The organism is Azospirillum aestuarii (genome assembly GCF_016632405.1).
Lineage (GTDB): Bacteria > Pseudomonadota > Alphaproteobacteria > Azospirillales > Azospirillaceae > Azospirillum > Azospirillum aestuarii.
The window spans coordinates 1-19,418 of record NZ_JAEPIV010000039.1 but is presented as its reverse complement, the minus strand read 5'-3'; the positions used below and the strand labels follow the sequence as shown (position 1 = coordinate 19,418).

Sequence of the window (19,418 nt, the reverse complement as noted above, 5' to 3'; positions counted from 1 at the left end):
ATGGCCGTTTCGACCTCAGCGGTCATGATTGCCCACCGAGTGCATGGTCTTAAACGGGAGCAGAGACGTGAGCGCAACCGACGCCGTCAATCCGGGGGCCAATCCGGGCCAGAACTTTCCCGCCGGCGAGAACCCGCACCAGCTCATGGCGGAGATCGAGGCGCTGGGCGGACGGCTGACCCATGTGCGCGACCGCATCGGCCGTATCATCTTCGGCCAGCAGGAGGTCGTCGACCTCACCCTGATCACGCTCCTGGCGGGCGGCCATGTGCTGCTGATCGGCGTGCCGGGCCTCGCCAAGACGCGATTGGTCGAGACGCTGGGGACTGTGCTGGGTCTCGCGGAGAAGCGCATCCAGTGCACGCCCGACCTGATGCCCGCCGACATCCTGGGGTCGGAGGTGCTGGAGGAGAACGAGCAGGGCCGCCGCTCCTTCCGCTTCATTCCGGGGCCGGTGTTCAGCCAGCTCCTGATGGCCGACGAGATCAACCGCGCCAGCCCGCGCACCCAGTCCGCCCTGCTCCAGGCGATGCAGGAGCGGCGCGTGTCGGTCGCCGGCCACTACCATGCCCTGCCCCAGCCGTTCCACGTGCTGGCCACCCAGAACCCGCTGGAGCAGGAAGGCACCTACCCGCTGCCGGAGGCCCAGCTCGACCGCTTTCTGATGCAGATCGACGTCGATTACCCCGACCGCGACGCCGAGCGGCGGATGATGATCGCCACCACCGGTTCGCTGGACGAGCAGGCGGTGACGGTGCTCTCCCCCGCCGACCTCCAGGTGGCGCAACGGCTGGTCCGCCGCGTGCCGGTCAGTGAAGGCGTCGTCGACGGCATCCTCGACCTCGTGCGGCGCGGCCGCCCGGAGGCGACCGATCTGCCCGAGGTGCAGCGCCACGTCGCCTGGGGTCCCGGCCCGCGCGCCAGCCAGGCGCTGATGCTCGCCGCCCGCGCCCGCGCGGTGCTGGACGGGCGGCTGGCGCCGTCGCTGGACGACGTGGTGGCCCTGGCGAAGCCCGTGCTGCGCCACCGCATGGCACTGAACTTCGCGGCGCGGGCGGACGGGATCACGCTGGACGACATCATCAACCGCCTCTGCGCCCCGCTGTCGTAAGGACCCGCCGATGGCCTCCCCCACTCTCGGCGCCACCACCCTGCGGGCGCAGCAGCGCGCGGAGGGGCTGGCCGCCACCCTGCCGCCGCTTCTGGTCGCGGCGGAGCGCGTCGCCTCCACGGTGGCGCAGGGCGTGCACGGACGGCGGCGCGTCGGGCTGGGCGAGACCTTCTGGCAGTTCCGCCGCTACCAGCCCGGCGACTCGCCGCAAATGATCGACTGGCGGCAGTCCGGCAAGACCCAGCCGGTCTATGTGCGCGAGAACGAGTGGGAGGCCGCCCAGACCGTCTGGCTGTGGCGCGACCGCTCGCCCTCCATGGACTACCGCTCGGTCAACGGCCTGCCGACCAAGCGGGAGCGCGCCGACCTGCTGACCCTCGCCATCGCGGTGCTGCTGGTGCGCGGCGGCGAACGGGTGGGCCTGCTGAACTCCGGCCAGCGCCCGGACCATGGCAAGTTCGCCCTGAACCGCATGGCCGGTCAGATGACCGACCCGCGCAACGCCCATTCCCCCGACGCGCTGCCGCAGCCCGAACCGCTGCCCCGCCACGCCCAGGTGGTCCTGGTCGGCGACCTGCTGTCGCCGCTGCCGGAGATCCACGCCACTGTGTCGGCGCTCACCGGGCGCGGCGTGCGCGGCCATCTGCTGCAGATCCTCGACCCGGCGGAAGAAACCTTGCCCTACGAGGGCCGTGTCGAGTTCGAAGGCTTCGAAGGCGAGGAGGAATTGCTGGTCCCGCGGGTGGAGGCGGTGCGCGAAACCTACCTGGAGCGGCTGCGCGCCCACCAGGACGGCTTGGACGCGCTCGCCCGCACCGCCGGCTGGACCTACGCCGTCCACCGCACCGACCGGCCGCCCCAGACCGCCCTGCTCGGGCTGTGGGGCGCCCTGGCGCGGGAGGCGGTGTAGGTGGGGCGGCGCGGGGCCCCCACCCTCCCCATGCTCCGCATGGGTCCCCTCCCTCCCCCGCTTCGCAGGGGAGGGCCAATACGCAAGATCCCCTCCCCTGCAAAGCGGGGGAGGGTTAGGGAGGGGGCAACGCCCAAGCACCCCATTCCCCACCCTCCAACAGCGTAGACGCCGATGCTGGGTTTCGGACCGATCGCCTTTGCCGTTCCGTGGGTGCTCGCCGCCCTGGCCGTCCTGCCGGTGCTGTGGTGGCTGCTGCGCGTCACGCCGCCGGCCCCACGGGTGGTGCGCTTCCCCGCCATCCGGCTGCTGCGCGACCTGACGGCGCGGGAGGAGACTCCCGCCCGCACCCCGCTGTGGCTGCTCATCCTGCGCCTGATCGTCGCTGCGCTGCTGATTCTGGCGCTGGCCGGGCCGCTGCTGAACCCGCGCGCCGCCCTGCCGGGCAGCGGGCCGCTGCTGCTTCTGGTGGACAACGGCTGGGCGTCGGGCCGCGACTGGACGAGCCGCCGCGCCGCCATGGAGGAGCTGGTGTCGCAGGCGGAGCGGCAGAACCGCCCGGTCGTCCTGCTGCCGACCGCCCGGCCCGCCGGGGGCGAGGCGGTGAAGGCCAGCCCGCCCCTGCCCGCCTCGGAAGCCCGCCGGCTGATCCAGGCGCTGGAGCCGCACCCCTGGCCGACCGACCGCGCCGGCGCGCTGGAGGCGGTGCGCGGCCTCGCCGCGCGCGGCTCCGCCCACACCGTCTGGCTGTCGGACGGCATCGGCGACCGCAGCGCCCGCGGCCTCGCCGAGACGCTGCAGCGCATGGGCTCCCTCGAAATCCTCGACGATTCCGCGGAGAAGCCGCCCCACCTGCTGCTTCCCCCGTCGTCGGAGGGCGCCGGTCTGACGGCCCGCGTGGTGCGCGCCGACGCCTCCCGTCCGGAAAGCGTCACCGTGCGCCTGTCCGGCGCCGACGGCCGCCTGCTGACCCGCCAGCCCGTCGCCTTCGACGCCGGGCAGCTCACCCGTGAGGTGCGCTTCGAGGTGCCGGCGGAGCTGCGCAACGACGCCGCCAGCCTGCGCGTGGAGAACGACACCACCGCCGGAGCCACCGTCCTGCTCGACGAGCGCTGGCGCCGCCGCCCGGTCGGGCTGGCCTCGGGCCGCGCCAACGGCGAGAACCAGCCGCTGCTGTCCGACCTGCACTATCTGGAACGGGCGCTGGCCCCCTACAACGAGGTGCGCCGCGGCGAGCCGGACGAGCTTCTCAAGCGCGACCTCGCCGTGCTGGTGCTGTCGGACATCGGCGCCCTGACCGGGCAGGAGGCCCAGACCATCGAGGACTGGGTGCGCAAGGGTGGTGTGCTGCTGCGCTTCGCCGGCCCGCGACTGGCCCAGAATCCCGACCGTCTGGTGCCGGTGCGGCTGCGGCTGGGCGACCGGGCGCTGGGCGGCGCCCTGTCCTGGTCGGAGCCGGCGAAGCTCCAGCCCTTTGATGGCCGCAGTCCCTTCGTCGGCCTGCACATCCCCGACGACGTCGCCGTCTCGCGGCAGGTGCTGGCCGAGCCGGCGCTGGACCTCGCCGACCGCACCTGGGCGCGGCTCCAGGACGGCACGCCCCTGGTCACCTCGGAAAAGCGCGGAGACGGCTACATCGTGCTCGTCCACACCACCGCCAGCCCGGAATGGTCCAACCTGCCGATGTCCGGCCTGTTCGTCGACATGCTGCGCCGTCTGGTGACGCTGAGCGGCGGCGTCGCCGGCGGCGCCCATGGCGGCACGCTGGAGCCGCTGGAGGTGCTGGACGGCTTCGGCCGGCTGGTGCCGCCGCCGGCCGCCGCCTTCCCCATCGCCGGGGACGCCGGCGCCGACGTGCTCGGCCCGCGCCACCCGCCCGGTTTCTACGGCACCGAGGAGGCCCGCCGCGCCCTCAACCTGACCGCCACGCTGACGCGGATCGAGCCGCTGGGCGCCATGCCCGGCGGGGTCGCCCGCGGTCCCTACGGCACGCGGGGCGAGGTGGCGTTGAAGCCGGCGCTGCTCGGCATCGCGCTGTCGCTCGCCATGATCGACCTGCTGATCGCCCTGATGCTGCGCGGCCTGCTCGGCGGCTGGCGGTTCGGCGGCAACAGGCGTCGCCGCGCCGGAGCCGCCGCCGCGCTCCTGCTGACTCTGGGCGCGGCGCTCCCCATGGCCGCGACGCCCTGGACGCCCGCACGCGCCGACGACGCGCAATCGACCAAGGTGACGGCGGAGACCTATCTCGCCTATGTGCGCACCGGGGACGGCACGGTGGACGACACCTCGCGCGCCGGGCTGGAAAGCCTCGTGGAGGTGCTGACCCGCCGCACCGCGGTGGAGGCCGCAGGGGCGGTCGGAGTCGATCCGGAAAGCGACGAGCTGGCCTTCTACCCTCTGCTCTACTGGCCGGTGTCCGGCGGTCAGCGCGCCCTGACCGACCATGCCCGCGCCCGGCTGAACGAGTACATGCGCAACGGCGGCACCATCCTGTTCGACACGCGCGACCAGTCGGCGGGGGCGGTCGGCGGCAACCAGGCGCTCCAGGGCATGGTGCAGGGGCTGGACATCCCGCCGCTGGCCCTGGTGCCGCCCGACCATGTGCTGACCAAGTCCTTCTACCTGCTGAGTGATTTTCCCGGCCGCTACAACGGCGGCAATTTGTGGATCGAGGCGCGCGAGGGCCGCGCCAACGACGGCGTGTCGCCCGTGCTGATCGGCGGCAACGACTGGGCCGCCGCCTGGGCGGCGAACCGCAACGGCCAGCCGCTCTACGCCGTCGTCCCCGGCGGGGAGCGGCAGCGCGAGATGGCCTACCGTTTCGGCGTCAACCTCGTCATGTACGCGCTGACCGGCAACTACAAGGCCGATCAGGTCCATGTGCCCGCGATCCTTGAGAGGCTCGGCCAGTGACCCTGCTTGACGGAACCTCCATCGCTCTGGCGCCGCTGCTGCCCTGGGTCTTCCTGGTGCCGCTGTTCGTGGTGGCGCTGGCGATCCTGGCTCTGGCCGTCTTCCGCCGGGCGCGCGGCGTCTGGCTGCGCGTCTTGGCGGTGGCGGTGCTCGCGCTCGCGCTGATCAACCCGTCGCTGGTGCAGGAGAAGCGGGAGCCGATCAAGGACGTCGCGATCGTCGTGCTCGACGCCTCGCCCAGCCAGAACATCGGCGACCGCCGCGCCCGCGCCGAGGCCGAACTGGAGCGCCTGACCGAGCGGCTGAAGGCCTTCGATGACCTGGAGCTGCGGGTGGTCCGCGCCGGCGACGCGGAATCCGGCGCCTCCGCCATCAACGAGACGCACCTGTTCGACGCGCTGAACCGCGCCATGGCCGATGTGCCGCGCCGCCGCATGGCCGGGGCGGTGCTGATCACCGACGGGCAGGTCCACGACGTCCCGGAAAACCTTGCCCGGCTGTCCGAGATCGGCCCGGTGCACACGCTGCTGACCGGCAACCGCGACGAGGGCGACCGCCGTCTGGCCATCGTCCAGGCGCCGGCCTACGGCCTCGTCGGCAAACCGGTGGAACTGACCATCCGGGTGGACGACATGCCGCGCCGCCAGTCGGCCGACGCGGCGGTGACGCTGCGCCAGGACGGCGGGCCGCCGCGCACCATCCGCGTGCCCGTGGGCCAGGATTTCCACATGGAGCTGCCGGTCAACCATGGCGGCCAGAACGTGCTGGAGATGGAGGTCGAGGCGGCGCGGCAGGAGCTGACGCTCGCCAACAACCGCACCGCCGTGGTGGTGAACGGGGTGCGCGACCGGCTGCGCGTCCTGCTGGTGTCCGGCGAGCCGCACGCCGGCGAGCGGACGTGGCGCAACCTGCTGAAGGCCGACCCGTCGGTCGACCTCGTCCACTTCACCATCCTCCGCCCGCCGGAGAAGCAGGACGGCACCCCGATCCGCGAGCTGTCGCTGATCGCCTTCCCGATCCGCGAGCTGTTCGAGATCAAGCTGGACGAGTTCGACCTGATCATCTTCGACCGCTACCGCAGGCGCGGCGTGCTGCCGCAGATGTATCTGGAGAACATCGCCGAATACGTGCAGAAGGGCGGCGCCCTGCTGGAGGCGTCCGGCCAGGGCTACGCCACGCCGCTGTCGCTGTTCCGCACGCCGCTGGGCCAGGTGATGCCGGCGGAGCCGACCGGCCAAGCCATCGACCGCCCCTTCAAGCCGACCGTGACGGAGGTCGGCCGCCGCCACCCGGTGACCGCCGGCCTGCCCGGCGACCGCCCGGACGGCGAGCCGAACTGGGGCCGCTGGTTCCATCAGGTGGAGGTCGTGCCGGGCAACGGCGCGGTGGTGATGAACGGGGCCGACGACCGCCCGCTGCTGATCCTCGACCGCGTCGGCAAGGGCCGGGTGGCGCAGCTGGCATCGGATCAGATGTGGCTGTGGAGCCGCGGCTTCGAGGGCGGCGGCCCCCAGGCCGAGCTTCTCCGCCGCCTCGCCCATTGGCTGATGAAGGAACCGGAGCTGGAGGAGAACGACCTGCGCGCTCATGTGGACGGCAACCGTATCACGGTGGAGCGCCGCTCCCTCGAACCCGACCCGCGCAGCATTACCCTCACCACGCCCTCCGACGAGACCCGGACGCTGGAGATGACCGAGGACCGCACGGGCCGCGCCAGCGCCACCGTGGTCGCCGGCGAGCCGGGCATCTACCGCATCACCGACGGCGAGCGCACGGCCCTGGCCGTGGTGGGCGCCGTCAACCCGCCGGAACTGGCCGACGTGCGCTCCACCGGCGACCGCTTGTCGGGCGTCGCCGACGAGACCGGCGGCGGGGTGCATTGGATTTCCGATACGGAGGGCGGTGTGCGCCCCGGCATCGACGTGCGCCGCACCCAGCCCGACCGGATGCAGAGCGGCGACGACTGGATCGGGCTGCGCGCGAACGGCGATTTCACGGTAACGGGCGTGTCGGAAGTGCCGTTGCTGCCAGTGGGCGCGGTGCTGGCGCTGGCGTTGGGCGCGCTGCTGATGGCGTGGCGGCGCGAGGGGCGGTAAGGGTCAACGAAGCTGTTGCAATCGGGTTGGGTTTCCGATTATGGTCCCGACCCTTCCGGCGCTGATTGCGCCGTTCGGTTGGGGCGTCGCCAAGCGGTAAGGCAGCGGTTTTTGGTACCGCCATTCCCAGGTTCGAATCCTGGCGCCCCAGCCACCTTAACCCGATGATTTTGTTCTCGTTCTTGGTGTCAGTTCCTTCTATAGATGCGAGTTAACAGCTATAGGTGAGAAGTTGACAGCTTTGAGTGCGAGCTGCGCTTGCTCGGTAAAGCAAAAGACAAAACGACGACAATAGCTTAGCGCCTTGCGGTCGAGCATCGTCCCGAGTGTCCTTTCGCCGGCCACTTCCGAGACGCTTGCCGGAAGCTCGCATCTATTGATGTTACCGCGCGCACTCTGCGCCGCCCCAACCGGGGCTCGTTCCATCGCGCATTCCGATTGACCACCCGCTCAGTGGCAAATCCCCGCGCCGTCGAATACCGATGTAGGGCATCGACGGACGACGGAGGCGGCCGGACATGGTGTGGACGACAAGCGGTTTGTGGCCTTGGCGCCCGGCGCTGTTGCCGGACGAAACATTCTCCTCCTGGTTTGCCCGGCTCGCCGCCGGCAATGGCCTGTACCCAGCCGAGCTTTACCGGCTGGTCAAGCCCGGCGCCCATCCACGGCCCCGCGATCTCGACCGCTACGTGGAGCCGGACCTCCAGACCACCTTGGCCGAGCGTACTGGAGTTGATCCCGAAGCGTTGCGGCAAGCCGCCTTCACCCGCTGGGCTGGCCTCGTCTTCGAGGAGGATGACGGCCGCAACAAGTTGGCTTGGCTACCGCTGGCCGGCACCGAGGATTCCAAGCGATCCTTTGGTCAGCAGGTCTGCCCGGCGTGCCTGAGTGAGGACACCGTTCCCTATCTTCGGCTCTCCTGGCGTCTCGGTTTCGTGACGGCCTGCTCCCGGCACCGCAAGCTCCTGATCGACCGCTGCCCAGGCTGCGGCGGACCGGTCCAAATCCTGCGCACCATCCCTGACAAGGGCGTCCGCTGCTGGAAATGCGGCGCCAATTTCGCGCGAGCGCCCCAGGATGCTTTGCCCGATACGTCGGACCCGGAGCGCCAGCAGCAACTCCTCGACATCACTGCGGCCGGCTGGACGAGCCTTGGCGCATACGGACCGGTCTACTCGTTCGTCTACTTTCGAGTGCTGATGCTGGTGTTCCGGCTGCTCGCTACCGGCCGCCACGCCGACCCGCTCCGAACCTGGATCGCAGCCCGGCGTGGTGATTCTCCGCCGAACGTGCCCCGGATCAAGCAGGTAGAACTGCTGAACACGCGGTGCCGGCACGAGCTGCTCAACATGACAGCCGAACTGCTGGAGGAATGGCCGCACCGGTTCGTCGATGCCTGTCGGGATGTTGGTGTCACCAACCGTCACCTCATCAAGGGAGACCGGCATTACCCCTTCGCCTTCGCGCACGCTGTGGAATGGAACCTGAGCGAGACCGTGCGGGCAGTCACTGCGGATGAGGTGCGCTCCGGGATGGCCTATCTGCGCGGGAAAGACCAACAACCGACATTCCGCGCGCTCGTCGACCTCTTCGGCGTCAAGCCGACGGCGCACCGCTCGCTTGCCGAACCTGCATCGATCCGCACGCCTTACGGCCAGGGCCGGTATTGGAAGCTGGATGGGGTATCAAGCGACATCCGTATCGCGGCGCGCGAAGCGGCCATCCGTTCCGGGGAGAGTGTCGCCGCCTGGGTCGAAAAGGCCCTGCGGAGCGCACTTGAATCACCGCACGGAAATACAACCGGCGCTTGACCGACGGCTGAAGCCGTGATTCATTTCAGAATATTCCATATGGTTAATGGAGCGCGGTCCAATGCCTATCCGCTCTATACCCCTGAGCCACAGCAGCGTCACCGGGCGCCTGGCTTCCCGTCCGAATCAGCCGGCCCTTGCCTTCGAATCGTCGCTGGAGCGTGACTTTGCCATCCTTCATCTCTTCGACCCGACCGTCGAGAGCGTCGAGGAACAGCCGGTGCGCATCGACTACACGGCACCGACCCGTCGCAAAACCCACTACACCCCCGATTTCCTGGTGGTCTACCGACCAGGCGGTCGATCGGCCCGTCTCGTCGAAGTGAAGTACCAAGCCGAACTTGACCGCAAGGCTCTGCGCTACGCTGCGCGTTTCGAGGCTGCCCGTCAGTATGCCGCCGCTCGGGGGTGGACCTTCGAGGTGGTGACGGAGACGGAGATTCGAACGCCGCGGCTGGAGAATGCTCGCTTCCTCCTGCAGTACCGGCATCGGCCTGCCGATCCCGGCCGATGCCAGCGGCTGCTGGAAGCGCTGAACGCGATCACAACGACGGCGGCTGGTGATCTGCTCCGGTCAGCGTTCACGACGTCGAGCGAGCAGCAGTTGGGTCTGCCTTGCCTCTGGCATCTGGTCGCAACGGGCAGGATCGCTGCGGACCTCGATTGTCCGCTCACCATGAAAACCGTGTTGCAGACGGCGTAAGGGGGGTACGCATGGCCGCCAAGCTCAGTTACCGCCCGAAGTCGAAGGTGCTCCACCGCGACCGCGTCTGGACCATCGTGCGGGCCGTCACGCCGACCTCGGTGCTGATCGAGGACACCACCACCGGCGAGACCGATGTCGTCAATGTGACCGGCCTCCAATTGCCGGAGCCAAAGGAGGTCGAGGCAGCACGGCGGTCTTCACCAAGGCCCAAGGATGAGCAAAGCCTTGCCGAAGCCAAAAGACGGATGGAGATTATCAAACCCCTGCTCGACGTGCCCGAAGGCCGTACGGAGGCCGTTGAAGCCGCAGCAAAGTCCGCCGGTATCAGCACGGCCACCCTCTTCCGCTGGATCAAGCTCTACCGTGACGGCGGTCAGCTCTCCTACCTCGCGCCGCTGCGTCGTGGCCGGGCGATGCCGTCCCGACTCGACGCGAAGGTGGAGACGATCATTCAGAGCGTGATCGACGAGTATTATCTGACCCGTCAGCAGCGCAGTGGGACGAAGGCGATCGAAGAGGTGGAGCGCCGCTGTCGCGCCGCCGGTCTCAAGCCACCACACGCCAACTCGATCCGGAAGCGGCTCCGTGCCGTCCATCCACGTGATGCCCTAGCCAAGCGTCGCGGACGCAAGGAAGCGCGTGACAAGCACGGAGAGGTGAAAGGCGAGTTCCCGGAAGGACGCTGGCCACTCGACGTTGTCCAGATCGACCACACCCTCCTGGACCTGATCCTGGTGGACGAGGAGTTTCGGCAGCCTATTGGCCGGCCCTGGCTGACCCTGGCAATCGACGTCTTCAGCCGCATGGTTGTCGGCTATCACATCTCGTTGGACGCTCCGAGCGCGTTCGGCGTCGGCTTGTGCCTTTGCCACGCCTTCTTGCCCAAGGAAGCGGAACTCGACCGGCTCGGTATCAAGGGCGAATGGCCGGTCTGGGGCATCATGACGAAGATCCACGCCGACAACGGAAAGGACTTCCGAAGCGCCACGCTGAAGCGGTCATGCGAAGAGTACGGTATCGACATCCAGTGGCGGCCGGTGCGCACCCCGCATTTCGGCGGTCACATCGAGCGGTTGATGGGTACTGTGGCGAAGGAAATTCACGCCCTGCCCGGCACCACCTTTGCGAACCCAAAGCAGCGCGGCGAGTACGACTCGGACGCCCGGTCAATCATGACCCTGCCGGAAATCCGGCGGTGGCTGGTCCAGTTCATCGTCGGCGTCTACCACAAACGCGAGCACCGCGGCATCGGCATGCCGCCCATCGAGAGGTGGCGCGAGGGCATCCTCGGCAATGGGAGACAGAAGGGAACCGGCCTGCCGGAGCCAGTATCCGATCCACGACGCCTGCGGATCGACTTCCTGCCCTTCGAGGAGCGCACCGTCCAGCGCGACGGCATCGTCTGGGACAAGGTGGCCTACTACGGCGACGTGATCCGTCCATGGATCAACGTTTCCCACGGTCGGCAGAAGCGCAAGTTCGTGGTGCGGCGCGACCCCACCGACATCAGTCGCGTCTACGTGCTCGACCCCGACCAGAACGAGTACTTCGAAGTGCCCTACCGCGACCTGACCAAGCCGTCGATCTCGATCTGGGAATATCGGGCGGCTGAAAAGTTCCTGAGCGACCGCGGCATCAAGGGTGCCAACGAGGACGAAATTTTCGAGGCCCGCCAGGAGATGCTGCGAATCGAGGAGGAGGCCCAGAAGGAAACCAAGCGCAAGCGGCGGAACCGTGAACGCAAGAAGCACCATGCCGAAATCGCCCTGCCTCCCGCGCCCTCTCCCGATCCAGCGCCAGACGACCGTCGTAACGACGGCCACCTGTCGCTCGTCGTAGACAACACAACTCCGGCCGCAAAGCCTGGCCGGGGAAAACCGCGGGGCGGCGATTCGGATTTCGACTTTGATTTCGATGAGCACGACGTGAAGACAGGGGTGGAAGAATGGTAAACGTCCCACAACCCCACCCCAACGGCGCTGTCCCAGTGCCGCCTCCGGATGACCCCAGTTGGGAACTGCATGAGCGTCTACGCTCGATCCGGAAAGTCCGCTGGATCGACTATCCGGTGGCGACAGCGGCGGTCGAGCGGTTGACCAAGCTGATCGACGGTACCCAGACCCACCGGCCACCGTGCTGCCTGATCTATAGCGACACCAACAACGGCAAGACGACCGTTTGTCTGAAGTTCGCCCGCGACATAAACGGCACGGCCGAAAGCGATGCCGGCGAACGTGCCGAGGTCCCCGTGCTAATGGTTCAGGCGCCGGCACATCCCGACATCGGCGGCCTCTATGACGCGTTTCTACGTCGCCTGAATGCACCCTACCTTGCCACGGCACGCACCGACCGGAAGTACGACCAAGTACTGCGCCTGCTGCCGCAGGTCGGAGTGCGCATGATCGTGATCGACGAAATCCACCACGTTCTGGCCGGCAAAGTCGATCAGCGCAGTATCTTCCTGAACTCGGTCAAGGCATTGAGCAACGAGCTACGCATTCCCATCGTTGCCGTCGGCACCCAGGACGCCCTGCGCACGTTCCAGACCGACCAGCAACTCGGTAACCGATTCGAGCCCTTCCACATTCCCCGCTGGACAGTCGGCAAGGACTACGCCCTTTTCCTAGCGCGCCTATGCGATGCCATGGGGCTACAGAAGGAAAGCAATTTCCACTCTCGCCAGTTGGTGAGCCGCTTTCACACCATGAGCGAGGGGCTGACCGGCGAAACTTGGAAGCTGATGACCGCCGCGGCGGAGGCTGCTGTCACCGGCGGGCGTGAGATAATCGACACCGCACTGATAGAAGAATTGACATGGATAGCGCCGAGCGAAAGGAGGAGGAGTAACCGGTCTGGCCTAATATAGCGAAGAGCGCTTGAAGGGAACATCGGTCGAGCACTTCACCTCACTATGTCAGTCCCTTTCCAAGGCGCCAAGCGCCTCCAATGTAATTAGGTGTTTCTGGCAACCACGGCACTGGCCGCACGCATGCACCGAGACATGGCATGAGAAGGTCCACGCAAGCACTGACATGGACACCCCCGACAAGCGTACAAGTTCCTCTGACTGTAGTTGGCTGGCCGGAGCGGTGACACGCACCCCACCCTCCTGAAAGGACATCAGGGCACCAATCGCCTTAAGGAAGCCGGGCCTCCCATCAGCATGGACAACATCACTGGCAACTGTCCCAATGACGATCTCGGAAAGGCCGTGCGGGGCAAATTTCATCCCCGCTACAGTGATCAGCAACTGATTCCTGTATGGCCACCATTCCGGTGCGGCGCCGAGAGGCGACGGAGGTAGGCCCGCCATATGGCCTAGGCCAAGTGCAGAGCAGTCGACGCGCACCACTTCGTGTTGCAGCCCGAGAAGCGAAGCAATGTGTGTAGCAGCTCGGATCTCGCCACCGGCCGTTCTCTGCCCATAGTCGATAGTGAGCAAAACGTCGGGGCGTGTCCAATGTGCTAAGGCTGTGGAGTCTATGCCTCCAGAGAAGAGAAGGACTCTCATCGCATGGCAGCCCAAACCGCCATATAAGCGGCGGCGGTCAAGTCGGGGGCAATTTCGCATCCCATGCCAATCGGCATCGTGAGGTCCCTCTCCATTACACTCTCTGCCAGCACAACGACTGGAATTCCTCTCGATCTAGCATGTCCGATTTCGTAAATGGTCCCAGGGTCGCCGCCGTCCAGCACTGCGAGCACTGCGCCGCATGCGTTAAGGCCTGCGATGTCGGCGGGCGCTACCGTCTCCGGAGGGCCGAAGCCGACGTCGTGGACAGGCGAGAACACCGACGCCCCGAGGGCTAGAAGCGCCTTGCGAGCCTCCTCAACCAGCCAGCGTTGCCCCAGAGTAAAGAATGGTGCGGCAAGGTAGATGGTGCCGGGCCTGATTCCGGTTGGCAAAGGGGGGCCATGTGACTCAGGGCCAAGAGTATCCGGCACCGGGAGCGACGCAGACTGGACGTAGGTTGCCACTGCGCGCGAGGCGAGGTCCGCCGCTTCCACTGGAGGCAGGCCGCGCTCTCCCCAATGCAGCGCGAACATGGCGCTGAAGACGTCACCAGAACCGATCTTGAAGATTTTTGCTGAACGATATGCCGGAACGATCTCTGGGTCGGCTACCCCGCTCCGATAGACCTCGGCCCCGAGCGGGCCACGCTTCACAATCAGCACGTCATTCGGTCGCCCAGACGCCAGCAGCCATGATGCGCCGGCGGCTACGTCTGTCGTACCGCTCATGTCGGCAAGTTCGACGTCGTTCATAACTGTTGCCAAACATTCAGACTTAGACCCGTTCTCCTGGAAACATTGCCCGGAGGACTGCGGGTCGTAAACAACCCGCGCGGCATCGACGACTGCTTCCCCCTCGATCATACCGAACCTGAGGACGGTGCCGCCGGACACTTTGATAGCGGCATTCGTGTGATCGTCCCAGTCGATCTCCGGACGAGCAAGCGGATAAGTGTAAGAAAACGATATCTGAGACGATGCATTGTGGGCGTTTATTTGAACCCCGCACGCACCCATTGCCGCTTCGGCAACCCGTTGAAAGCCCGGAGCCACATACGTGTGGAGAATGGTCCCAGGGGATGCTGAGGCCACGGCAGCCGCCGCTCGGCCGCCGGACCCATAAACATGGTGCCATTGAGGATGGAGACACCGCTCCCGGTAGAGGCCCCCAACGATAATCATGGGACCGCTGTCGCGGAACGGAAGACCCGTACGAGACACCCCGTGTTGAGGTTAACCACCTCTGCCGTATAGCTATTGCCAGCACGAATGCAATCAATGAGATCGGCGATCTCTTCGGCGGCGCCGATGGAACCTGCATCCGCACCGCTGGCGGTCTTGCACACGATGCTCGGATGCGGTGTTCCGGGCACCAAGACGACGTTTAAGAGATCTCCCGGCGTTAGGGTTTGGACCACTTGGGGATCAAGACTCTGCAATGGTGTGGCAAAGGCCATATCGCAGTGATCAATGGGCGAACCTCCTCCCGGGACATCCCCACCCTGCGGCTTTCGCGAGGTGCGTGCTTTTGGAGGGGGCGCACCGCCACCAACCTTCCTAGTCTTGCCCGCCAAAGTTTTCCTCCCTTTCCGCAGGAATCCTGAGGATAGAGGAAAGACTGTCAATGTCGCGTGACAAGGTCAAGTGGCAAGCGGCGCATTTGGCTCCACATGATAGCGTCAAGGATCCCCGCGCCGACACCGATCCGGCGAGCGAACTCCAAGAAGCGAGCTTCGAGCGCTTCGTAGTCCTTTGGAAGCCGGATGCTATGACCAAACAGCTTCATTGCTTGGCAGGCTCTGACGATGTGGATGTCGAGTATGGCGACCGAGTCGCACCCCGTGTGATTGCGCACAATCCACGAGGCAGTCTTCGGTCCGATGCCAGGTATCGCCATAAGGTCGCTGCGAAAGGTGAGCGGATCACCCATCCTCGGCGGCGCATCTCTAAGCAGCCTCATGGCCCCCACGATTCGCAAGGACCGTTGGCGCGGGAAGCGGTACCGGACCAGCCTTCCATCGACATCAAGGGGAGCCTCGAGCATCCGCTGAATGTCAGAACTGTCCGCCAACTCGTCAAGTTGGAACACACCAGCGGAGAAAAGGCGCCCGTAGGCCGCCTGCGCCATTTCTGCCGTTATGCCGTAGCCGCCAAGCAAACAGAAGCCGACCTGCCCAGCTAGGTCTCCGTCATCCGAAATGAAGCCGTGAGTCGGGTCCTTGGATGTCCGAGCCAAGGTAGACCAGAACGCCGGGCTGAGTATGTCGCCAGGCCGTCCCCACTTCACGCCAGGCATCACCTCCTCCTCGGCGTCCGGCAGCGTCCAGGTCACGATCTCCCCGCCAATGTACCCGTACGCAACCTGCATGACGTTTCTCCTTGCGCGTTCGCCAATGATGCATTCTGATGCATTTCTAGAATCAGTGCAAGCGGAAGGGGAGTGGAGGCGATGTCTGACGACCCAAGAGATTTGACTGTTGCGCAGCTAATGGCACGTGAGGGGGTCAGTCAGCGCACTTTGGCTCGGAGGCTTGAAGTGTCGCAGGGCCACCTGTCAAAGCTGCTGCGTGGCCTAGTGCCTGACCCCAAGAACCTAATAGGCAGAGCAAAATCTGCTCTGGCTACACCAGCAAGCCCCGCTGCGGCCGACAAAGCTCTCGCCGGCGCCTTAGCCCATGCCGCCCGATTTCACCCACTATTGCGGTCGGCTTTAGAGGAGGCTGTCGCGCAGCTCAATGCCGAGAATGCAAATTGATGCATAGCGATGCATTCCTGTGCTGCGGGAATGCGTCCGGTGTCTACTCGTCCGTCGCCAACGGTCTTTGCGTAAGCGTCGTCTGTGGACTGCCTTGCGGGAGCAGTGGGCCGCGTGCTGAAAGCTGGGCGTCGGCGACGCCGGAGGGTGTGGCCGGCTTGGCATCGTAGCAAGCAGCGTGGTTTGCACTGTGGCAGTCCAACGTATCGAGGTCATCACCGGCGCCGGCGGGCGGCGAACCTATTCGCCCGAGGAGAAGATCCGCCTGGTCGGCGAAGCCCACGGCGGGCGCGGCGCGGTTGGTCGCCGGACTGGTGAGTGGTCGGGGTCAGGCCGAAGTAGCTGCTGAGCTTCTCGGGGGTCGGAAGTAAGCGGGGCGTGATTGCACCGGATCAGGAGTTGACGGCCGGCTTCCAATTCCACGGGAGCAGGTCGGCGACGCGGCTGGCCGGATAGCCGTTCACCATGCGCTCTAGGATGTCGCGCAGGTATGCGAAAGGCTCGACATCGTTGAGCTTACAGGTCTCAACCAGCGAGGCGATCACCGCCCAGCGGTGGCCGCCGCCTTCGGAGCCGGCGAACAGGCTGTTCTTCCGGCTCAGGGCTACCGGCCTGATGCAGCGCTCCACCGTGTTGGTATCCATCTCGACCCGGCCGTCGTCCAGGTAGACGCACAACGCCTTCCAGCGGCCGAGCGCATAGCGGATCGCCTCGGCCAGCTTGGAGCGGCCTGGGAGGCGCGGGAGTGCCCGCTCCAGCCACAGCTTCAGGTCGGCCACCTGCGGAGCGGACTCGGCTTGCCGGACCTGCCGGCGCTCATCGGCCGTACGGCCACGGATGCGCTCCTCGATCGCGTAGAGCCGGGCGATGCGGCGCAGCGCCTCCGCGGCGATCGGCGAGCCGTTCTCGGCCAGGTCGTAGAATCGCCGGCGGGCATGGCTCCAGCACGCCGCCAGCACGACCCGGTTGCCAGCGGCCAGCCGCTCGAACCCGGCATAGCCGTCCACCTGCAGCACCCCGTGGAAATCCCGGAGGTGGCCGGCCGGGCGCTCGCCCTTGCGGTCGCTGGTGTAGGCATAGACCACGGCCGGCGGGTCCGTTCCCTGCCAGGGCCGGTCGTCGCGGGCATAAGCCCAGAAGCGGCCGGTCTTCACCCGGCCCGTCCCCGGCGCCAGCGTCGGCATCGGCGTGTCGTCGGCGAACAGTTTGGCCGAGGCGAACACCGCCTTGGCGAGTTCCTCCTGCACCGTCTCCAGCCACCAGCACGCCTGTCCCGCCCATCTCGCCAGAACCGAGCGATCCACGGGAAAGCCGTTGCGGGCCAGGATCTGCGCCTGCCGGTAGAAGGGCAGATGATCGCAATAGCGGCTGGTGATGACGTGGGCCAGCATCGCGGGCGTGGCCATGCCCTTGGCGGCCGGCTTGTCCGGTGCCGATGCCTGGTGCAGCGTGCCGCAGCCGCAGCCGCGGCAGGCGTATTTGGGCCGGCGGATGCGCAGCACTCGGACCTGGGCCGGAACATAGTCCACCATCCGGGCGATGGTTTCGCCGGCCGCGTGCAGGGCGTCGCCGCAGCAGGGGCAGACGCCGGCCGCGGCATCCAATCCTTCAGGTTCCATGATGACATCGTGAAGCGGCAGGTGATCGGGCCAGTCGCGCCCGCGCCCCTCCTGCCCTTCAGTCGCCTCCGCCGGTTCCGGGGCCGTGTCCAGGCTGTCGGTAGCGAGCTTGGCCTCGACCCGGGCGATGTCCGCTTCCAGGTCGTCCAGCCCGAGGTCGAGTTGATCGGCATCGAGCCGTTCGGAGCGCCGCCCGAAGACGGTGCGCTGCATCTGCCGGAGTTGCTGGCGCAGCGCCTCCAGCTCCGCCAAATCAGCCTTCTGGCGCTCCACGACCTCGGCCAGATCGCGCACCAACTGCTGGAGCAGGGCCGGATCGGCGGGCAGGTTGTCGAGGTCGAAGCGCATGGCCAATTGTACCTCGGATCACGGCTCCAGACCAGCCAAGCCCGCGGATTTCCTCGACTTTTCCCCCTTTCACCCCGCCACCGTCGGGCGTGAGGCCGGAATGGCGTGGCGCCATTCCAACCCCTCCAGGAGCAGGGACAGTTCCGCCGGCGTCAGCACCACCGTGCCGCCCGGCGTCCGCGTCGTTGGCCAGACAAAGCGCCCCTTTTCCAGCCTTTTGGCGAACAGGCACAGGCCGTTCTGATCGGCGTAGAGAATTTTCACGCGCCCGGCCCCTTTCCCCCGGAAGATATAAAGGTGGCCGCAGAACGGGTCCTTGCCGAGGGCTTGCTGCACCAGCAGCGCCAGCCCATCGAAACCGCGGCGCATGTCGCAGGGTTCCAACGCCAGATAGATGCGCACGCCGGCCGGGATCGACAGCATCACGGCCGCTCCAGCGCGCTCACCACCCGGCGCAGCGCCTCGGCATCGACGTCCCGCCCGACCCGCAACCGGCGTCCTCCGGCCAATTCGATCTCGATCAGGCCGGCACCGGATGGGAGTGACGCGGTGAGGGGGAGAACCGGCGTGGTGTCCGCCACCTCCACCGGCGCAAAGAGAGGCGGCGGCTTGGCCGGGGTGAGCATCTGGCGGCGCCAGCGGAACAGCAGGCTGGGATCGACCCCGCGCCGGCGGGCAACCAGCGACACGCTCACGCCCGGCTCGCAGGTTTCCGCCACCAGTTGCTCTTTCGCCGTCTGCGACCAGCGCCGGCGACGGGGAGCCGCCTCGACGATCTCCATCACCAGCGGAGCGCTCGCCGTCATAGGGACAGCACCAGGACTATCCCTATGACAGGGAGCGCTCACCGCCTCCACAGCGGCAAAGCGGCGCGACCACCGCCCCAAGGCCCACCGTCCGATCCCATGGGCCTCGGCATAGCCCTTCAACGTCAGCCCGCTGTCCTTTCAGGCCTCGACATGACCGCGCCAATAACTCTCCAACTCCCGACCCGACATGCTCTTTCTCCGCTGATGTGCGACCAGCGGAATATTTCATGAACCAGATTCAGGTCGGATGTGTCGTCACGCAACGCTTACGGTCGGAAAGCGGGCGATCGTTCCGATCGACGCCAGGACGGTCAGGGCCACCACGGTGCCCGCACCAGGGATGGTCATCAGCCGGCGCGCTTGCGGATCATCAAGCGCCTGCTGGGCAATCAATCCCCTTAACCGGCGGCGATCAGCAGGGCACGGAACCGGATCATCTCGGCCAGCGAGTGCCGGACGCGCTCGGGAGCGCGCGTATCCTCGATGCAGTCCGCCAGGCGCTCGCAGATCCCGAGCCGCCGGTCGATCTCCGCCAGCAACAGGATGCCGGCGTCGGAGGTGAGGCGGCTGCCATCGAAGGCGGCGTGAACCGGCTTGCCGGCAACCGGTGACAAGCCGGGCAGAACCCCGATACTCTCGGCCATGGCGGGCGGGAACTCTGTTGATCCGTGGTGAGACTGCTTTAGCACCAGAATCATACACGAGTTCAGCGGCTTAACCTCGCGCCCGCCGCCCCAGCTTCAGCTCCGGGAAATTATCCGGGCTAATACTACAGCCGGGATCATCGGTTGTTGCGTCTGTTGAGTTGGCGTTCTGCGAAGAGGATG

Annotated in this window: 16 protein-coding genes, 1 tRNA gene and 2 pseudogenes; 10 read left to right on the top strand and 9 right to left on the bottom strand. The window is 66.8% G+C overall.

Features of this window, described 5'->3' with window-relative positions; all coding sequences use genetic code 11:
* Positions 1-67: 67 nt before the first annotated feature.
* From JJL56_RS29950 to JJL56_RS29910, 9 genes are all read left to right on the top strand, one after another.
* Positions 68-1,111, top strand: a complete 1,044-nt coding sequence (locus JJL56_RS29950) for an AAA family ATPase (RefSeq protein WP_425599158.1) — start codon at positions 68-70, stop codon at positions 1,109-1,111.
* A 10-nt stretch (positions 1,112-1,121) separates the two neighbouring features.
* Complete coding sequence (locus tag JJL56_RS29945) at positions 1,122-2,021, top strand: DUF58 domain-containing protein (protein WP_145627356.1); 900 nt, start codon at positions 1,122-1,124, stop codon at positions 2,019-2,021.
* Between the two features lie 174 nt (positions 2,022-2,195).
* Positions 2,196-4,934, top strand: a complete 2,739-nt coding sequence (locus JJL56_RS29940; protein ID WP_200487510.1) for a DUF4159 domain-containing protein — start codon at positions 2,196-2,198, stop codon at positions 4,932-4,934.
* Positions 4,931-7,030, top strand: coding sequence for a glutamine amidotransferase (locus JJL56_RS29935; RefSeq protein WP_200487509.1), 2,100 nt, complete (start codon positions 4,931-4,933; stop codon positions 7,028-7,030). Before JJL56_RS29940 ends, JJL56_RS29935 begins: the two co-directional genes overlap by 4 nt.
* 79 nt (positions 7,031-7,109) lie before the next feature.
* Positions 7,110-7,184 (top strand) — tRNA-Gln (locus tag JJL56_RS29930).
* A 364-nt stretch (positions 7,185-7,548) separates the two neighbouring features.
* Positions 7,549-8,841 carry a TniQ family protein gene (locus JJL56_RS29925; protein ID WP_200487508.1) on the top strand — a complete coding sequence of 431 codons (1,293 nt, stop codon included), beginning with the start codon at positions 7,549-7,551 and terminating at the stop codon, positions 8,839-8,841.
* A 61-nt stretch (positions 8,842-8,902) separates the two neighbouring features.
* Positions 8,903-9,544, top strand: coding sequence for a TnsA endonuclease N-terminal domain-containing protein (locus tag JJL56_RS29920; RefSeq protein ID WP_200487507.1), 642 nt, complete (start codon positions 8,903-8,905; stop codon positions 9,542-9,544).
* Between the two features lie 11 nt (positions 9,545-9,555).
* Entirely contained in the window at positions 9,556-11,499 is a 1,944-nt protein-coding gene (locus tag JJL56_RS29915) for a Mu transposase C-terminal domain-containing protein (RefSeq protein ID WP_200487506.1), read from the top strand.
* The gene (locus JJL56_RS29910; RefSeq protein ID WP_200487505.1) at positions 11,493-12,413 is read left to right on the top strand and encodes a TniB family NTP-binding protein; all 921 of its coding nucleotides are present in this window, start codon (positions 11,493-11,495) and stop codon (positions 12,411-12,413) included. Before JJL56_RS29915 ends, JJL56_RS29910 begins: the two co-directional genes overlap by 7 nt.
* A gap of 48 nt (positions 12,414-12,461) precedes the next feature.
* On the opposite strand, the gene JJL56_RS29905 is transcribed toward JJL56_RS29910, so the two are convergent.
* The 3 genes from JJL56_RS29905 to JJL56_RS29895 all read right to left on the bottom strand — a co-directional run bounded on the left by JJL56_RS29905 (position 12,462) and on the right by JJL56_RS29895 (position 15,428).
* Complete coding sequence (locus JJL56_RS29905) at positions 12,462-13,058, bottom strand: 7-cyano-7-deazaguanine synthase (protein WP_200487503.1); 597 nt, start codon at positions 13,056-13,058, stop codon at positions 12,462-12,464.
* Positions 13,055-14,152, bottom strand: coding sequence for a nucleoside 2-deoxyribosyltransferase (locus tag JJL56_RS33990; RefSeq protein WP_200487501.1), 1,098 nt, complete (start codon positions 14,150-14,152; stop codon positions 13,055-13,057). The genes JJL56_RS29905 and JJL56_RS33990 overlap by 4 nt, the downstream gene beginning before the upstream one ends.
* Before the next feature lie 529 nt (positions 14,153-14,681).
* Positions 14,682-15,428, bottom strand: a complete 747-nt coding sequence (locus JJL56_RS29895; RefSeq protein WP_200487499.1) for an endonuclease III domain-containing protein — start codon at positions 15,426-15,428, stop codon at positions 14,682-14,684.
* An 81-nt stretch (positions 15,429-15,509) separates the two neighbouring features.
* Between JJL56_RS29895 and JJL56_RS34145 the strand changes: the two genes are divergently transcribed.
* Positions 15,510-15,815 carry a helix-turn-helix domain-containing protein gene (locus JJL56_RS34145; protein ID WP_200487497.1) on the top strand — a complete coding sequence of 102 codons (306 nt, stop codon included), beginning with the start codon at positions 15,510-15,512 and terminating at the stop codon, positions 15,813-15,815.
* 215 nt (positions 15,816-16,030) lie between these two features.
* On the opposite strand, the gene JJL56_RS34140 is transcribed toward JJL56_RS34145, so the two are convergent.
* From JJL56_RS34140 to JJL56_RS29860, 6 genes and pseudogenes are all read right to left on the bottom strand, one after another.
* Positions 16,031-16,198, bottom strand: coding sequence for a transposase (locus JJL56_RS34140; RefSeq protein WP_200487517.1), 168 nt, complete (start codon positions 16,196-16,198; stop codon positions 16,031-16,033).
* 9 nt (positions 16,199-16,207) lie between these two features.
* A complete protein-coding gene (gene tnpC / locus JJL56_RS29880) occupies positions 16,208-17,782 on the bottom strand; it encodes an IS66 family transposase (RefSeq protein WP_200487516.1) in 1,575 nt (524 codons plus the stop codon).
* Positions 17,783-17,851: 69 nt separating this feature from the next.
* Positions 17,852-18,205 (bottom strand): IS66 family insertion sequence element accessory protein TnpB, encoded by a 354-nt coding sequence (tnpB, locus tag JJL56_RS29875; RefSeq protein ID WP_200487495.1) that lies wholly within the window; start codon positions 18,203-18,205, stop codon positions 17,852-17,854.
* Positions 18,205-18,543: pseudogene (gene tnpA / locus JJL56_RS34135) on the bottom strand (IS66-like element accessory protein TnpA); the annotation flags it as partial. The gene tnpB and the pseudogene tnpA, both read right to left, overlap by 1 nt.
* Before the next feature lie 303 nt (positions 18,544-18,846).
* Complete coding sequence (locus tag JJL56_RS29865) at positions 18,847-18,984, bottom strand: transposase (protein WP_200487493.1); 138 nt, start codon at positions 18,982-18,984, stop codon at positions 18,847-18,849.
* Positions 18,985-18,992: 8 nt separating this feature from the next.
* Positions 18,993-19,235, bottom strand: a pseudogene (locus tag JJL56_RS29860) (transposase); the annotation flags it as partial.
* Between the last annotated feature and the right edge of the window lie 183 nt (positions 19,236-19,418).

What these genes read in the sequence shown, in the direction of transcription:
- JJL56_RS29910 (WP_200487505.1), top strand. Translation starts at nt 11,493, where the DNA reads ATGGTAAACGTCCCACAACCCCACCCCAACGGCGCTGTCCCAGTGCCG.
- JJL56_RS29940 (WP_200487510.1), top strand. Translation starts at nt 2,196, where the DNA reads ATGCTGGGTTTCGGACCGATCGCCTTTGCCGTTCCGTGGGTGCTCGCC.
- JJL56_RS29895 (WP_200487499.1), bottom strand. Translation starts at nt 15,428, where the DNA reads ATGCAGGTTGCGTACGGGTACATTGGCGGGGAGATCGTGACCTGGACG.
- tnpB (WP_200487495.1), bottom strand. Translation starts at nt 18,205, where the DNA reads ATGCTGTCGATCCCGGCCGGCGTGCGCATCTATCTGGCGTTGGAACCC.
- JJL56_RS29945 (WP_145627356.1), top strand. Translation starts at nt 1,122, where the DNA reads ATGGCCTCCCCCACTCTCGGCGCCACCACCCTGCGGGCGCAGCAGCGC.
- JJL56_RS29925 (WP_200487508.1), top strand. Translation starts at nt 7,549, where the DNA reads ATGGTGTGGACGACAAGCGGTTTGTGGCCTTGGCGCCCGGCGCTGTTG.
- JJL56_RS34145 (WP_200487497.1), top strand. Translation starts at nt 15,510, where the DNA reads ATGTCTGACGACCCAAGAGATTTGACTGTTGCGCAGCTAATGGCACGT.
- JJL56_RS29920 (WP_200487507.1), top strand. Translation starts at nt 8,903, where the DNA reads ATGCCTATCCGCTCTATACCCCTGAGCCACAGCAGCGTCACCGGGCGC.
- JJL56_RS29905 (WP_200487503.1), bottom strand. Translation starts at nt 13,058, where the DNA reads ATGAGAGTCCTTCTCTTCTCTGGAGGCATAGACTCCACAGCCTTAGCA.
- JJL56_RS29915 (WP_200487506.1), top strand. Translation starts at nt 9,556, where the DNA reads ATGGCCGCCAAGCTCAGTTACCGCCCGAAGTCGAAGGTGCTCCACCGC.
- tnpC (WP_200487516.1), bottom strand. Translation starts at nt 17,782, where the DNA reads ATGCGCTTCGACCTCGACAACCTGCCCGCCGATCCGGCCCTGCTCCAG.